This is a genomic window from Algoriphagus sp. (assembly GCF_013373065.1).
Classification (GTDB): domain Bacteria; phylum Bacteroidota; class Bacteroidia; order Cytophagales; family Cyclobacteriaceae; genus Algoriphagus.
In genome coordinates this window covers 96,743-111,506 of sequence record NZ_JABXIN010000012.1, presented here as the reverse complement: position 1 = coordinate 111,506, position 14,764 = coordinate 96,743, and the positions used below count along the sequence as shown (strand labels likewise).

The 14,764-nt window shown below is 41.0% G+C and carries 15 protein-coding genes; 12 read left to right on the top strand and 3 right to left on the bottom strand.

Features of this window, described 5'->3' with window-relative positions; genetic code table 11:
* Positions 1–4: 4 nt before the first annotated feature.
* The 11 genes from trpD to hisIE all read left to right on the top strand — a co-directional run bounded on the left by trpD (position 5) and on the right by hisIE (position 9,831).
* Positions 5–1,015, top strand: coding sequence for an anthranilate phosphoribosyltransferase (gene trpD / locus HWE15_RS08565; RefSeq protein WP_290507107.1), 1,011 nt, complete (start codon positions 5–7; stop codon positions 1,013–1,015).
* A gap of 9 nt (positions 1,016–1,024) precedes the next feature.
* A complete protein-coding gene (trpC, locus tag HWE15_RS08560) occupies positions 1,025–1,843 on the top strand; it encodes an indole-3-glycerol phosphate synthase TrpC (RefSeq protein WP_290507106.1) in 819 nt (272 codons plus the stop codon).
* Complete coding sequence (locus HWE15_RS08555) at positions 1,843–2,481, top strand: phosphoribosylanthranilate isomerase (RefSeq protein ID WP_290507105.1); 639 nt, start codon at positions 1,843–1,845, stop codon at positions 2,479–2,481. Before trpC ends, HWE15_RS08555 begins: the two co-directional genes overlap by 1 nt.
* A gap of 11 nt (positions 2,482–2,492) precedes the next feature.
* Positions 2,493–3,671: a tryptophan synthase subunit beta gene (gene trpB, locus HWE15_RS08550; RefSeq protein ID WP_290507104.1), complete on the top strand. Its 1,179-nt coding sequence runs from the start codon at positions 2,493–2,495 to the stop codon at positions 3,669–3,671.
* 165 nt (positions 3,672–3,836) lie between these two features.
* Entirely contained in the window at positions 3,837–4,610 is a 774-nt protein-coding gene (trpA, locus tag HWE15_RS08545) for a tryptophan synthase subunit alpha (RefSeq protein ID WP_290507103.1), read from the top strand.
* An 87-nt stretch (positions 4,611–4,697) separates the two neighbouring features.
* The gene (locus HWE15_RS08540) at positions 4,698–5,717 is read left to right on the top strand and encodes a bifunctional 3-deoxy-7-phosphoheptulonate synthase/chorismate mutase (RefSeq protein ID WP_290507102.1); all 1,020 of its coding nucleotides are present in this window, start codon (positions 4,698–4,700) and stop codon (positions 5,715–5,717) included.
* Positions 5,718–5,984: 267 nt separating this feature from the next.
* Complete coding sequence (locus HWE15_RS08535; RefSeq protein WP_290507101.1) at positions 5,985–6,767, top strand: phenylalanine 4-monooxygenase; 783 nt, start codon at positions 5,985–5,987, stop codon at positions 6,765–6,767.
* Between the two features lie 34 nt (positions 6,768–6,801).
* Positions 6,802–7,398 (top strand): imidazole glycerol phosphate synthase subunit HisH, encoded by a 597-nt coding sequence (gene hisH / locus HWE15_RS08530; RefSeq protein ID WP_290507100.1) that lies wholly within the window; start codon positions 6,802–6,804, stop codon positions 7,396–7,398.
* Positions 7,399–7,553: 155 nt separating this feature from the next.
* Positions 7,554–8,273, top strand: a complete 720-nt coding sequence (gene hisA / locus HWE15_RS08525) for a 1-(5-phosphoribosyl)-5-[(5-phosphoribosylamino)methylideneamino]imidazole-4-carboxamide isomerase (RefSeq protein WP_290507099.1) — start codon at positions 7,554–7,556, stop codon at positions 8,271–8,273.
* A gap of 68 nt (positions 8,274–8,341) precedes the next feature.
* Positions 8,342–9,097, top strand: a complete 756-nt coding sequence (gene hisF, locus HWE15_RS08520; RefSeq protein WP_290507098.1) for an imidazole glycerol phosphate synthase subunit HisF — start codon at positions 8,342–8,344, stop codon at positions 9,095–9,097.
* A gap of 131 nt (positions 9,098–9,228) precedes the next feature.
* Entirely contained in the window at positions 9,229–9,831 is a 603-nt protein-coding gene (gene hisIE / locus HWE15_RS08515; protein WP_290507097.1) for a bifunctional phosphoribosyl-AMP cyclohydrolase/phosphoribosyl-ATP diphosphatase HisIE, read from the top strand.
* On the opposite strand, the gene HWE15_RS08510 is transcribed toward hisIE, so the two are convergent.
* From HWE15_RS08510 to HWE15_RS08500, 3 genes are all read right to left on the bottom strand, one after another.
* Positions 9,828–11,069, bottom strand: a complete 1,242-nt coding sequence (locus HWE15_RS08510; RefSeq protein ID WP_290507169.1) for a glutamate-5-semialdehyde dehydrogenase — start codon at positions 11,067–11,069, stop codon at positions 9,828–9,830. The genes hisIE and HWE15_RS08510 overlap by 4 nt on opposite strands.
* Positions 11,062–12,144 carry a glutamate 5-kinase gene (gene proB, locus HWE15_RS08505; protein ID WP_290507096.1) on the bottom strand — a complete coding sequence of 361 codons (1,083 nt, stop codon included), beginning with the start codon at positions 12,142–12,144 and terminating at the stop codon, positions 11,062–11,064. Before proB ends, HWE15_RS08510 begins: the two co-directional genes overlap by 8 nt.
* Before the next feature lie 81 nt (positions 12,145–12,225).
* The gene (locus HWE15_RS08500; RefSeq protein WP_290507095.1) at positions 12,226–13,101 is read right to left on the bottom strand and encodes a geranylgeranylglycerol-phosphate geranylgeranyltransferase; all 876 of its coding nucleotides are present in this window, start codon (positions 13,099–13,101) and stop codon (positions 12,226–12,228) included.
* 138 nt (positions 13,102–13,239) lie between these two features.
* On the opposite strand from HWE15_RS08500, the gene HWE15_RS08495 reads away from it, so the two are divergent.
* Positions 13,240–14,610: a Gfo/Idh/MocA family oxidoreductase gene (locus tag HWE15_RS08495; protein WP_290507094.1), complete on the top strand. Its 1,371-nt coding sequence runs from the start codon at positions 13,240–13,242 to the stop codon at positions 14,608–14,610.
* Positions 14,611–14,764: the final 154 nt, after the last annotated feature.

The following is a 14,764-nucleotide window of genomic DNA, read 5'->3' as shown; positions in this document are numbered from 1 at the left end:
GAGTATGAAAGAAATATTAAATCAATTGATCGAGCATAAAACCCTCTCACAGGATCAAGCTCGGGAAGTATTAAAAAATATTGCAACAGGTGGTTATAATTCCAGTCAAATCGCTGCTTTTATGACAGTGTATTTGATGCGTAGTATTACGGTCGAAGAGTTGCGTGGCTTTAGAGAAGCGATGTTGGAACTGTGTATTCCAGTAGAAATTTCTGAATACGATGCGATGGATCTGTGCGGAACCGGTGGCGATGGGAAAGATACTTTCAATATTTCTACACTTTCATCTTTTATTGTGGCCGGTGCGGGTCAAAATGTTGCTAAGCATGGAAATACAGGGGTTTCTTCTATCTGTGGTTCATCCAATCTTCTAGCGTATTTTGGCTACGAATTCACCAATAATATTGATGAAATTCGTCGTTCTTTGGATGAGGCAGGAATTTGCTTTTTGCATGCGCCTTTATTCCATCCTGCAATGAAAAATGTCGCTCCAGTGCGAAAGGAATTAGGGGTCAAAACCTTTTTCAATATGCTTGGCCCTATGGTAAATCCAAGCTTTCCGCGGAAGCAATTGGTTGGAGTATTCAGTCTTGAGTTGGCCCGGCTTTACGCCTATTTGTATCAGGAATCTGATGCCCAGTTTTCGATTTTACATTCCTTAGATGGCTATGATGAGATTTCTTTGACAGGTGATTTCAAGATGATTTCAAATACTGGAGAAAAATTGTACAAGCCAGAGCAAATCGGTCTTTCTACGCTGAAGGCATCCGAAATAAAAGGAGGAGCTACAGTAGAGGAGTCAGCAAAAATCTTTGAATCCATCTTGAAAGGAAAAGGTACCAAAGCTCAAAATCAGGTGGTTCTGGCAAATTCGGCAGCAGCCTTGGTGACAGCGGATCCTTCGCTTTCTTTTGAAAATGCGGTAGCTAAGGCAGAAGAAGTTTTATTAGGTGGGAAAGCATTGGATGTCTTTAATGGATTGGTTAATCCCAAAACTTCAGTTTCGTTTAATTAAGAGTTACTTATGAATATTTTAGAAAAAATAATTGCAGATAAATACAAAGAGGTTGAGGAGCGGAAAAGCTTAATTCCAGTAAAGCTTTTGGAAAAAAGCATCTTTTTCGAAGGTCAGGTGGTATCCATGAAAAAATATATTCAGCATCCTGAAAAATCAGGAATTATAGCTGAATTCAAACGAAAGTCCCCATCTAAAGGCTTGATTAATGGAAATGCTCTGGTCGAAACAGTGAGTATTGGCTATATGCAAGCAGGCGCTTCAGCACTTTCCATTTTAACCGATAAGGAATACTTCGGGGGATCCAATGAAGATTTGAAGACTGCTCGAAAATTCAACTTTTGCCCAATTTTGCGAAAGGATTTTGTAGTGGATGAATATCAATTGATTGAGGCAAAATCCATTGGAGCCGATTGTGTGCTTTTGATTGCAGCAGCATTGGAACCCGAGAAGCTAAAGTCATTGGCTTACTTCGCAAAAAGTCTTGGGCTGGAAGTTTTGCTGGAAGTTCATGATGGTGAAGAATTGAAAAAAAGCTTGAACGATGGAGTGGATTTGGTTGGGATCAATAACCGAAATTTAAAAACATTTGAAGTGTCACTTGACACCTCTTTGAGCTTGGTGGATCAAATTCCATCTTCCTTTGTAAAGATTTCTGAGAGCGGAATCTCTGACCCGAATACCCTTGTAAAACTTAATAAGGCTGGATTTGATGGGTTTTTGATCGGTGAAAACTTCATGAAGTCAAGTCGTCCTGAGCAAGCAGCCTATAATTTCATAAAGGAATACAAAAGATTATTGGGAGCTGAAGCTTTATCAAAAGCCTGATGGAAATCAAAGTCTGTGGCATGCGGGATTCGGATAATATCCAGAGTCTGATTTCAGAAGTAAATCCAGACTGGATGGGGATGATTTTTTATCCCAAATCTCCCCGTTATGTTTCAGATGAATATGCGGAGGAACTGAAGGATTTTCCAATCAAGAAGGTTGGAGTCTTTGTGAATGAATCATTAGATGAAATTCTCAGAAAGGTTCAACTCTTTGATCTTTCTGCAATTCAACTTCACGGAAATGAAGGAATTGAACTAGTTAAAAACCTATCTAAAAAATCTACTTGTGAATTGTGGAAAGTAGTATCGGTAGCAAGTGAAATTAACTGGGAAGATTTAGAGGGCTTTTTGCCTTATGTTAGCAAATTTCTATTTGACACCGCTAGTCCCAAACATGGGGGCACGGGGAGAAAATTTGATTGGGAGCTTTTGAAAACTTATCCCTTCAACAAAGAATTTCTTTTAAGCGGGGGATTGGATGAAGAAAGTATTGCAGAAATAAAGGCTTTGCAAAAGGAAATTCCTCAACTAGAAGGGGTTGATCTCAATTCTAAATTTGAGGATGCACCAGGGCTGAAAAACATTGAGAAACTGAAAGAATTTAAACATAGACTTCTTTTTGAGGAAGTCAATTAATTGGACAAGATATGATTAGAGTGGATGAAAGAGGCTTTTATGGCAAATTCGGAGGAGCCTATATTCCTGAAATGCTTCATCCGAATGTGGAGGAGCTTCGAGAAAATTATGAGGCAATCATGGAAAGCCCTGAGTTTCAAAAGGAGTTTCGAATGCTTTTGAAAGACTATGTGGGAAGACCGACTCCTTTGTATTTGGCACAGCGATTATCAGAAAAGTACGGTGCTAAGATCTATCTGAAGCGGGAAGATCTTTGTCATACCGGTGCCCATAAAGTCAACAATACCATCGGTCAGATTATCCTGGCTAAGAAGCTGGGGAAGAAGCGAATCATCGCAGAAACAGGCGCTGGCCAACATGGAGTGGCAACTGCAACGGTATGTGCTCTGATGGGCATGGAATGTACGGTGTACATGGGAGAGCTGGATATTCAACGACAACGTCCAAATGTAGAGCGTATGAAAATTCTTGGAGCAACCGTTGTTGCAGCGACCTCCGGATCCAAGACGCTAAAAGACGCAACCAATGAGGCCATGCGGCAGTGGATCAATAATCCAGTTGATACCCATTATATCATTGGATCCGTTGTCGGCCCGCATCCTTATCCCGAGATGGTTGCCAGGTTTCAATCCGTAATTTCCGAGGAAATGAAATGGCAATTGCAGGAAAAAGAAGGTCAGGAAAATCCCGATTTGGTGATCGCCTGTGTCGGAGGAGGGTCAAATGCAGCGGGAGCTTTTTACCATTATTACAATACTCCTGAAGTTCGATTGGTAGCTGCTGAAGCTGCAGGTTTGGGAGTGAGTTCGGGAAAATCAGCGGCAACCACCGTTTTGGGAACGCCGGGTATTTTGCATGGTTCAAAAACCATCTTGATGCAGACGGAAGATGGTCAAGTAGTCGAGCCACACTCTATTTCTGCAGGATTAGACTACCCTGGAATTGGACCCGTACATGCACATTTATATGACGTGGGGCGGGCGGAATTTGTGGCTGTTGAGGATGAAGATGCCATGAAAGCAGGGATTGAATTAAGTCGATTGGAAGGAATCATCCCGGCTATCGAATCTGCACACGCAATCCATGCCTTGAATATGATCGAATACCGAAAAGACGATGTGATCGTCATCAATCTTTCCGGTCGAGGAGACAAGGATCTGGAGACGTATATCAAATGGGGAGGATATTGAAAATTAAGAAATACGAAGTACGAATCACGAGCTGATTTTGAACCTCATTCCAAAAGCCACTTTCAATCGCAAAGAAATATCTATTTGAATTTACGAATAGATTAAGTTTCAGGGTCAAAAGCTCAAAAAAGCCTCGTATTTCGTATTTCGTAAATCGTATTTAAAATGAACCGAATACATTATTTATTCAACAACAAGCAGGAGCGAGTACTCTCGATCTACTTTACAGCTGGTTTTCCCAATCTGGAAGATACGCTACCGATCATGGAAGCGATTCAAGCTGGGGGTGCTGACATCATCGAAATTGGAATTCCTTATTCCGATCCCATTGCAGATGGTCCCACCATTCAGGATAGCAATAAAATTGCTTTGGAAAATGGGATGAGTATGAAAAAGCTCTTTGAGCAATTGCGTGGCTTTCGTGCAAAAGTCAACCTTCCTGTCGTCTTGATGGGGTATTTAAATCCTATAATTCAATTTGGGATGGAAGAATTTTGCCAGAAGTGTAAAGAGGTAGGAGTTGATGGGTTGATCGTTCCTGATTTGCCCATGCAGCAGTATCTAGATGATTACAAATCTTTATTTGAGGAGTATGGCTTGGTAAATACTTTTCTGATTTCACCACAAACTTCTGAAAAGCGAATTCGGGAGATTGACGAAAATACAGATGGCTTTATCTATATGGTTTCTTCCCATTCGATTACAGGAGCAAAAAGCGGGATCAGTGAGGAGCAAATAGCCTATTTCGAAAGAGTGAAGGCCATGAATCTGAAAAATCCTCGATTGATTGGTTTCGGGATTTCCGATTCAGAAACCTTTACCACTGCCTCTAATTATAGCAATGGAGCCATTATCGGTTCGGCTTTTATCAAGAAAATCAAAGAGTCAAAAAAATTAAACCAAGATATACAAGGTTACCTACAATCTGTTTTGAATTGAAAAACTATTGATTCTACAATTACCGTTCAATTAAACATGAAGTGCTCTGAAGTCTCGTAAATCGTACTTCGTAAATCAAAAATCGTTATGATTATTCAATTACAACCCGATATTTCCTCAAAGCAAAAGGAAAATTTGATCGAAAAGGTCAATGGAATCGGATATAAAACCACCGAAGTAAAAACCCAATTAGGTGATTACATCATCGGTATTGGTAAGAAGGAATTCGATATCCGGAAGATCGGCCAGTTAGATGGTATTCGGGATATTCACATCGTCTCTGATGAATACAAGTTGGTTTCCAAAAAATGGAAAGCCAAGCCCACTTCTATTGATTTGGGAGATGGGGTCTTTATAAAGGATGGGGAAATGGCCATTATCACCGGACCTTGTTCCATCGAGTCAGAAGAGCAAATCCGAAAAGTGGTCGATCATTGTGTAGAAAACGGTATCCGAATGATGCGAGGCGGTGTGTTTAAACCACGAACTTCTCCCTACGCCTTCAGGGGCATGGGGATTGAGGGACTCAAGCTTTGGCATTCCATCGCATCGGAAGCTGGAATCAAAATCGTCACTGAGGTGATGCAGACTTCCCAAATTGAGGAAATGTATCCATATGTGGATATCTATCAAGTGGGGGCTCGAAACTCCCAAAATTTCAATTTGCTTGATGAGCTCGGGAAAGTAGATAAAGCGGTCATGATTAAGCGGGGGATTTCTGGTACGATCGAAGAATTGCTACAGTCTGCGGAGTATGTTTTCTCGGGAGGAAATGAAAAGCTGATTCTCTGTGAAAGAGGAATCAGAACTTATGAAAAGGCTTCAAGAAATACCTTGGATCTGAATGCTATTCCGATTTTGAAGGCTAAATCTCATCTTCCTGTGATCGTTGACCCGTCCCATGGAATTGGAATTCGGGCTTATGTGCCACAGATGGCTTTAGCCGGAGTAATGGCAGGAGCGGATGGGGTTATCTATGAATCCCATGAGATTCCAGAGAAAGCTTTTTCTGATGGTCAGCAAACTCTCGATTTTGCACAAAGTGCCAGGTTAACCGCTTGGATTAGAGAAATCTTCGAAAAAAGAAAAACTTTCGACTTGCTGTAAAATAATTTTGCAATCAGGCGCTTAGCTGATTAAATTCGAAACATGAATCCAACTCCAAGAACATATATTCATCACTCTCACTACTATCTTCAATGATGGAATAGGATGAGTATGTTTTTTTGGAAAACGATATGAAAGCCTATTCCGACTCAGGGATAGGCTTTTTTGGTTTTATTGCCTTTAGCCCTCAGAGGGTTGGAATAAAAAAAACTGAAACCCAATCGAAGATTAAAAGTTAGATAAAATATAAACCCAAATACGGAAACGATGACTGATAAACCAAAAGACTGGGTGTTTAGCGACCCGAGATTACAGGATCTGAAACAAGACTACGCAGCCTACACGCCAGAGGATTTCAAGGTTTGGAAAATCCTTTTTGAGCGTCAAATGCCAAATTTACCTGATGCGGCTTCCCAAGCCTATTTGGATGGGGTAAAGACAGTCAAATTTACTGCTGATCGCATCGCCAACTTTGAGGAACTGAACGAAATTTTGGCAGAAACAACTGGCTGGGCTGTACAGGTTGTTCCAGGTTTAATTGATGATGATTTGTTTTTCGGTTTGCTGAATAACAAGCGTTTTCCTTCATCTACTTGGTTGCGAACCATGGATCAACTTGACTATCTCGAAGAACCGGATATGTTCCACGATGCTTTTGCACACATGCCGATGTTGACCAATCAGCCATATGTAGACTTCTTGGAACAGTTGTCAGGGATTGCATTGAAGCACATCGATGATCCTTGGGCTATTCAGTTGCTTAGTCGTATTTACTGGTTTACTATTGAATTTGGTTTGATCCGTGAAAATGGGGAGTTGCGTATCTATGGGGCGGGTATTTTGAGTTCGGCAGGTGAGACTAAATTTTCTCTTTCTGATGAACCAGCACACTATCCATATGATGTCCGAAGAATCATGAATCAGGAATACTGGAAGAATAAATTTCAGGACAAGTATTTCGTCATTGAGAGTTACGAGCAACTATATAATTCCATTCCTGAAATCGAATCAGTTTTAGAGGAGATGTTAGCTGAAAGTAAGGTAAAATAGAAGCTAATTAGGATTTCTCCCTATTGAATAAAAAATGAAAGTAGCTGTAATCAAATATAACGCAGGCAATGTGCAGTCAGTGCTTTACGCTTTGGAGCGCTTGGGTGCTGATGCTGAATTGACAGATGATCCGGAGAAAATTTTGTCAGCTGATAAGATTGTCTTTCCTGGACAAGGAGAAGCCAGTTCAGCCATGGCATATCTAAAATCCCGAGGCTTGGATCAAATCATTCGTGAGATCAAGCAACCCTTTCTGGGAGTTTGTTTGGGTTTACAGTTGCTTTGTGAGCATTCAGAAGAAAATGATACGGACTGCTTGGGAATATTTCCTGTGAAGGTAAAGCGCTTCATTCCCGAAAATTCTCAGGAGTTCAAAGTCCCTCATATTGGATGGAATGAAATTGAAAATTTGGCGGAAAACCCCTTGTTGAGGGATTTGCCAGACCCCAAGTTTTTGTATTATGTTCATAGCTACTATGCAGAACTAAGTGAGGTAACCATTGCAACTACCCATTACATTCATGATTTTACAGCTATTCTTCACCGGGATAATTATTGGGCGATTCAAGCCCACCCTGAAAAAAGTAGTACGGTCGGGGAGAAGTTGTTGAGTAATTTTCTAAGTATTTAAATAGTAGTCTAGTTATTTTATTAGGCTTCGACTCCGCTCAGCCTGACAATGTTTTGCGGTCAGGTCGAGCGGAGTCGAGACCACAAAAAACACATATCTGTAACCCTTAAATCAAACAGTCTTGATCCTTGAATCTTGGCTCTTGAATCTAAAATATGCACATCATTCCCGCCATCGACCTAATCGGAGGAAAATGCGTTCGCCTCAGTCAGGGCGATTATAGTAGTAAAAAAGAGTACCATGATGATCCGCTAGAAATGGCCAAACGTTTTGAGGATGCTGGAATTCAGCGGCTTCATTTAGTCGATTTGGATGGTGCGAAAGCCAAAAAAATAAAGAATGGAGAAGTGTTGAGGCGAATTTGTGAAGGAACGAATCTACAAGTGGATTTCGGTGGAGGAATTCAGTCGGACTCCGAAATCGAAAAGGCATTTTCCTTAGGAGCAAAGCAGGTGACTGGTGGGAGTATTGCGATAAAAAATCCTGTACTCTTCGATGAATGGATTACGAAGTATGGTTCGGATAAAATCATTCTCGGAGCTGATGCAAAGAATCGGAAAATAGCTGTTGGTGGTTGGGAGGAGACAACTTCGGTCGATTTGATTCCTTTTATCAAAAGCTATGTTGAAAAAGGAATTCGCTATGTCATTTGTACCGATGTTGCGAAGGACGGCTTATTGCAAGGACCTTCTGTAGACTTATATCGAGAGATTTTACAAGAAATCCCTGAGCTGAAGTTGATCGCTAGTGGAGGCGTTTCTTCGGTTAAAGACTTAGAGGAGCTCCAGAAAATCGGTGTTTATGGAGCGATTGTCGGAAAAGCCTATTATGAAGGGAAGGTGAGTTTGGACGAACTAGCGGCATTTAATTCTTGATAGAAAAATGCTTCGCGGAGTATTTCCCAAACTTGAAGTACCTACTTAGTTCTATTTATTTCAATCGTATGCTAACCAAACGAATCATTCCTTGCCTTGATATCAAAGACGGCCGCACCGTCAAGGGGGTCAATTTTGTCCAATTGCGGGACGCTGGAGATCCAGTAGAATTGGCAAAAATCTATTCCGATGAAGGTGCCGATGAATTGGTTTTTTTGGATATCACAGCCACAGTCGATAAACGAAAAACCTTGGCTGAATTGGTGACCAATGTTGCGAAAGCCATCAATATTCCTTTCACGGTAGGAGGTGGGATTTCCACGGTGGAAGATGTGAAAGTGCTATTGGCAGCTGGCGCAGATAAGATTTCAATTAATTCCTCAGCGGTAAAAAATCCCGGAGTGATTGATGAAATGGCCAAGGAATTTGGATCTCAATGTGTGGTGGTGGCCATTGATACCCGAAATATGGATGGGATAGACTTTGTTCATACACATGGAGGAAGAAAACCTACTTTACTTAAAACCCAAGCTTGGGCTAAGGAAGTTGCCGACCGTGGAGCTGGAGAAATTTTGTTGACTTCGATGGATCACGATGGAACCAAATCTGGCTTCGCGAATGAATTGACAGCTGAAATTTCTTCGGCTTTATCCATTCCGGTTATTGCTTCAGGAGGAGCGGGAAGTATGCCTCATTTCAAAGATGTCTTTACCTTTGGGAAAGCAGATGCAGCATTGGCAGCAAGTATTTTCCATTTTAAAGAAATTCCTATTCCTGAACTGAAAGAATATTTGATTGGGGAGGGGATATCGATTAGAAAATAAGATAAGCTTGGCAAGATATTGGCAATTTGACACGTGATAATTGGTTAAATATCTTATCTGCGAAAGCGGATATATCTTCAAATATCTGCGTAGCTATCTTTTTAAAATTCAGTTAAATAGTAAGGATAAAGATGAATATCGACTTCAATAAAATGAACGGCTTGGTGCCGGCAATTGTGCAGGATGCGGTGAGCGGGAAAGTGCTCATGCAGGGTTATATGAATGAAGAGGCCTTCAGCAAAACACAAGATACGGGTATGGTTACTTTTTTTAGCAGAAGCAAAAACAGATTGTGGACCAAAGGAGAGACTTCTGGAAATTTTTTGGAGTTGGTTTCAATGGCTGTTGATTGTGATGGTGATTCAATCTTAATCAAGGCCAATCCAAAAGGCCCCGTTTGTCATACGGGAGCAGATACTTGTTTTTTTGAAGTGAATTCATCTAAAACAGGTTTTATCGATCAACTTCGGTCGATAATTAAGGATCGGAAAAATAACCCATCTGATAAATCTTATACCGCCTCCCTTTTTGCCAAAGGAATCAATAAGGTGGCACAGAAAGTCGGGGAAGAAGCGGTTGAGATCGTCATTGAGGCCAAAGATGACAACAAGGATCTTTTCTTAGGAGAAGCTGCAGACTTGCTTTTCCATTACTTGGTTTTGTTGGAAGCGAAAGAAATCGAATTGGACGAAGTAATGGAAGTCTTGATTCAGCGGCATGCTCAAAAATCCTAAGTTCGGATTTGCCCGTTTCCTCGAATAATCCATTTGTAGCTGGTCAATTCACGTAGGGCCATAGGTCCTCGCGCATGAAGTTTTTGTGTAGAAATTCCGATTTCGGCACCCAAACCAAATTGAGCCCCATCGGTAAATGCAGTAGAGGCATTTGCGTAAACTGCAGCAGCATCCACTTCTCTTAAAAACCGATTTAGGTTCTCTTGATTTTCCGAAACAATCGCTTCCGAGTGACGGGAAGAATAGGTGGCGATATGCTCTAAGGCCTCATCTATATTTTTTACCGTTTTGATGGCTAGTTGAAGGCTTAGAAATTCTATTCCAAAATGCTCCGTTTCTGCCAATTGAACCAGATCATGTTTTGGGAGAGAAGCAAATGCTTTTTCATCCGCAAAAATTTTGACACCACTGTCTAATAGAGGTTGGATCAGTTCCGATAAATTCGATAGCTGTTTTTCTTGAATCACTAAACAGTCCAAGGAATTACATACGCCAGGTCGTCGGGTTTTGGAATTATGAATGATGGTTTTTGCTTTTTCCAAATCCGCGGTTTCATCTACATAGGTATGGACGATTCCCGCACCGGTTTCAATTACAGGGACTTTTGCATGTTGTCGAACGTAATTAATGAGCCCTTGAGAACCTCTGGGAATTATCACATCCACTTCATCGACTGCCTCCAAAAGAGCTTTTGTGGCAGCTCGATCTGCCGGCAATAGTAGAAAAGCATCGGTTGGGATACCAAACTTTTCAAGCACTTGATGGATTAATGACATAATCGCACGATTTGAAAAATCAGCATCTGAACCACCTTTGAGGATCAAGCCGTTCCCGGATTTCAATGCTAGTGAAAACACATCAAACGTGACATTGGGTCGGGCTTCATAAATAATCCCAATTACCCCAAGAGGAACAGTGATTTTTTCTAGAAAAAGCCCATTCGGGAGTACTTTTTCTTCCAATGAAATATGAAGAGGGCTTGGAAGTTCAGCGACCTGTCGCATTTCTTGGGCGATTCCTTCTATTCGAGACGGGGTGAGCAATAAGCGATCAACCATCGGGTTTGATGGATCCATTCGCTCTAGATCGCGTTGATTTTCTTGAATTAAAAAATCGGATTGACTGACCATGAAATCTGCCAAGTTGAATAGGATTTTTTGGACTTGATTGTTTTCAAGTGAAGCCAGTTTGCGACTGGATATCTTTGCAGATTGAAAAATCGGTGTAAAATCAGTCATGATCAAATAAGTAGAGGTAATCGTAGTGGATGATGGGTTTTTGGTTTTTGAGACCGATTTTCTCATTTGCAGATTTGGAGGAATAGGCCGCCTTTCCCAGACCAATCTTTTCATTGGATTCATCCCGAATCAAAATGATATCTCCTTTTTCGAATTCTCCTTTTATTTGAGTTACACCTATCGGTAATAGACTCCTGATAACAGTCGAAGTCAGGGATTTTTTTGCCCCTTCATTGATGAAGACCTCCCCTTTGAAATAGTCGCTTCCATGTGCCAGCCATTTTTTACTCGCCTGCTTTTTCTTCTTGGTCTCAAAACGCGTACATCGAAGCCTATTATTCAAAAAATCCGTCAGACATCCATCTTTTTTCCCATTGGTGATAATTACTTCTATTCCTAAGTCCGCTGATTTTTTTGCCATTGCAAACTTGGTTAGCATGCCTCCGCGTCCAAAAGAGGATTTTGAAGCAGTAATGTAGTTGGAAATTTCAGCCACTGAAGCATTGACTGATTCAATTAATTCCGAACTTGGGTCTTCAGGATTTCCTGTAAAAATCCCATCCACATTACTCAAAATAAGCAAGGAGTCGGCATTTATCATGGCAGCCGTAAGACTTGCAAGCTCATCATTGTCAGTAAACATCAGTTCGGTGATCGTCACCGTATCATTTTCATTTACGATGGGGATGATGTCCTGTTGAAGAAGGGCTTCCACACAATTTTTCATATTTAAATAATGTTTCCGGTCCCGGAAGTCTTCTTTAGTAACCAAAACCTGCGCGATGCCTTGGTTTTTTGCTTGAAAGAGATGCTGATATTCTTGAATCAACCGAACTTGGCCAGTTGCTGCCCAAATCTGTTTCTTAAGAATTGGGTTTAGTTTTTCAGGAAGTGGGTTGTGTTGCTTTCCAAAAGCAACCGCCCCGGAACTGACCAACACTACTTTTTTACCAGTTTTTCGAAGGGCCATGATTTGTCCCGTCAAATGCTCCATTCGGGAAAGGTCCGGAAGGCCATTGCTTTGTGTTAGGACATTGGAGCCAATTTTTATCACAAGGGTTTGCTGGCTGGACATATTGTAAAATTTTAATAAAAGTATCAGATAAATTAAAAAATTGGTAAAAAAATAAAGCTTTCTATTATAAAAAGTCAATTTTCAGAGGAATCCCATGCTTAGCGTTCCCAATAACATTAGGATTTTTGCAAAGGAGCTCAATTGAGTGAAGTGAGTCTTGCGGTCCGCATAATATACTCGACGCATAAACCAAGAAAAAAGGATTCCCAAGGCTCCGAAATAGATGAAGAGTCTTGGGTCATTTAGCTGAATGGTGACAATCACAATCGCCGTCACGAAACTCGCTGCAATTACAAAAATGATCTGTTTTGTTTTCCGAAAACCCAAGACGATGGGAAGCGTATTGCAACCGTGTTTTCGGTCTCCCTGTCGGTCTTCAATGTCTTTGATGATTTCACGAATTAGGTTCAAGAAAAACGCAAAAATGGCATAAGTAAAAACCAATAGCTCGTTTTTCTGATAGTAGAACTCAAGCATGTAAACCGAAAGGCCTGTCAAAAAAGCTACGGTTAGATTGCCAATGAAGGGTTCCCGTTTTAATCGGTTGCTGTAAAGCCAAAGCAGGAAAGCTGCAAAAAAATTAACCAGGGCAATCCTAGGAGAGACGATCCAGCCTAATCCAATTCCGGCGAAATTGAAAAGTGTATGTAACACAAGAACTACCCGACGCTTGATTCCTTTTCCGATAATTACTTCCTCCGGGCGATTGACATAATCAATTTTCACATCGTAATAATCATTGATCATGTAGCCGGCGGCGGTAATCAATAGGGTGGAGAAAATCAGGAGATATAGTCGGAAGTCTTCCAATACCGGCGTGCCTTGGGGACTGCTTTCAATCAAAAAATAAGCAGTCATCAGTTGGGTGAAAGCCACCAAAAGTAAATTGATCGGTCTACTGATTCGTAAAAGACCGCTAATAGAGATGTTTCGCTCTAGGGTGGCTGTTTGATTCATATTCAAAAATACTAATTAGTACACTTTAAAGTTTTGCAAAAACAGAAATTGACAAAATGAAATGGTTTCCGAGGATTAGTTGGGAGTAGCCACTTTTGATTTTTATCTTAGATGGAATCCTTTTTAAACCCCAAAACCATGAATTCTAAAAATGCCCAATCCCGAAGAGATTTTATTGCACTTTCTGGAAGCCTATTAGCAGGATCATTTTTTGTTCATCCGGTAGCGGAGGCTTTGTCAATTTTTAATAGGCCTAGTGAAAAAATGCGAATAGCCCTGATAGGAACAGGAATTCGAGGAACGACCATGTTTGGTAGAGATGTGGTTCGAGCTTATGGAGATCAAGTGGAATTTGTGGGGCTTAGTGATATCAATGAAGGGCGGTTGAACTATGCCAAAGAATATATTGGTGTCGATTGTCCAATTTTCACGGATGGTGCTCAAATGATTCAGGAAACCAAGCCCGATGTGCTTATTGTGACGACGATGGACAGTACACACCATGAATATATCATAATGGGACTAAAAGCAGGGCTCCATGTCATATCTGAAAAGCCAATGACCACAGATGAATTCAAGTGTCAGGCAATATTGGATGCAGAACGAAAGTCCGGGAAAAAGTTGATTGTTACCTTCAACTATCGGTACTCGCCCCATCGCCAACGGATGTATGAGATTTTGCGGACTGGAGAGATTGGAGATTTAACCTCAGTCGACTTTCATTGGTATTTGGATATTTATCATGGGGCTGATTATTTCCGAAGATGGCATCGAAGAAAAGAGTTTGGAGGATCCTTATTGGTGCATAAGTCAACCCATCATTTCGATTTGTTGAACTGGTGGATTGATTCAGATCCAGAGGAAGTTTTTGCTTATGGAGAATTGGAATTTTATGGAAAAAATGGACCTTTTCGTGGTAAAAATTGTAGAACCTGTCCACACAAAGGTGAGTGTGATTTTTTCTGGGATATCACCCGAAATGAACATTTAAAGAAGCTCTATGTGGATAATTATGAATACGATGGCTATGATCGGGACGGCTGTGTCTTCCAGGAAGATGTAGATATTTATGATAAAATGGCTGTTCAAATCAAGTACAAAAACAAAGTTCAAGTCAGCTATTCCTTGACTTCATATTCCCCATATGAGGGATATCGGATTGCTTTTAATGGAACAAAGGGTCGTTTGGAAGCATGGATCAAAGAGCGGCAGCCTTGGGAAGAGAAAGCGGAGGATGTGCTTTACCTGATCAAAAATTTTGGGAAACGAGAAGAGATCATCATTCCGCATGGTGGAGGTGGCCATGGAGGAGGGGATACCCGCTTAAAGGATAAGTTATTTAAAGACCCGAATATGCCTGATCCTTGGCGGCAATCCGCGGGAAGCAGGGATGGAGCGATGTCTATCTTGGTAGGAATTGCAGCTCGAAATTCGATTGAGCAAGGCAAGCAGGTGAGGATTGAAGATTTGACAGATATTCCTTTGATGGAAACTGGTCGTGGTGAATAATTTCTCGATTTTTCATTAAAAAATCGATCTGCTCTTTTTCTCATTTATTGAGGAAAATCCAAAGGAAGTGGATGAGAAAATTGTGATAGGCTGGTAAATATTGTCGAGTTTGCTTCCCGAAAATGCGATTTTCTAGGTAGTTTAGCTCAACCAG

Coding starts and splice junctions, on each gene's coding strand:
- trpD (WP_290507107.1), top strand. CDS start 5: ATGAAAGAAATATTAAATCAATTGATCGAGCATAAAACCCTCTCACAG.
- trpC (WP_290507106.1), top strand. CDS start 1,025: ATGAATATTTTAGAAAAAATAATTGCAGATAAATACAAAGAGGTTGAG.
- HWE15_RS08555 (WP_290507105.1), top strand. CDS start 1,843: ATGGAAATCAAAGTCTGTGGCATGCGGGATTCGGATAATATCCAGAGT.
- trpB (WP_290507104.1), top strand. CDS start 2,493: ATGATTAGAGTGGATGAAAGAGGCTTTTATGGCAAATTCGGAGGAGCC.
- trpA (WP_290507103.1), top strand. CDS start 3,837: ATGAACCGAATACATTATTTATTCAACAACAAGCAGGAGCGAGTACTC.
- HWE15_RS08540 (WP_290507102.1), top strand. CDS start 4,698: ATGATTATTCAATTACAACCCGATATTTCCTCAAAGCAAAAGGAAAAT.
- HWE15_RS08535 (WP_290507101.1), top strand. CDS start 5,985: ATGACTGATAAACCAAAAGACTGGGTGTTTAGCGACCCGAGATTACAG.
- hisH (WP_290507100.1), top strand. CDS start 6,802: ATGAAAGTAGCTGTAATCAAATATAACGCAGGCAATGTGCAGTCAGTG.
- hisA (WP_290507099.1), top strand. CDS start 7,554: ATGCACATCATTCCCGCCATCGACCTAATCGGAGGAAAATGCGTTCGC.
- hisF (WP_290507098.1), top strand. CDS start 8,342: ATGCTAACCAAACGAATCATTCCTTGCCTTGATATCAAAGACGGCCGC.
- hisIE (WP_290507097.1), top strand. CDS start 9,229: ATGAATATCGACTTCAATAAAATGAACGGCTTGGTGCCGGCAATTGTG.
- HWE15_RS08510 (WP_290507169.1), bottom strand. CDS start 11,069: ATGACTGATTTTACACCGATTTTTCAATCTGCAAAGATATCCAGTCGC.
- proB (WP_290507096.1), bottom strand. CDS start 12,144: ATGTCCAGCCAGCAAACCCTTGTGATAAAAATTGGCTCCAATGTCCTA.
- HWE15_RS08500 (WP_290507095.1), bottom strand. CDS start 13,101: ATGAATCAAACAGCCACCCTAGAGCGAAACATCTCTATTAGCGGTCTT.
- HWE15_RS08495 (WP_290507094.1), top strand. CDS start 13,240: ATGAATTCTAAAAATGCCCAATCCCGAAGAGATTTTATTGCACTTTCT.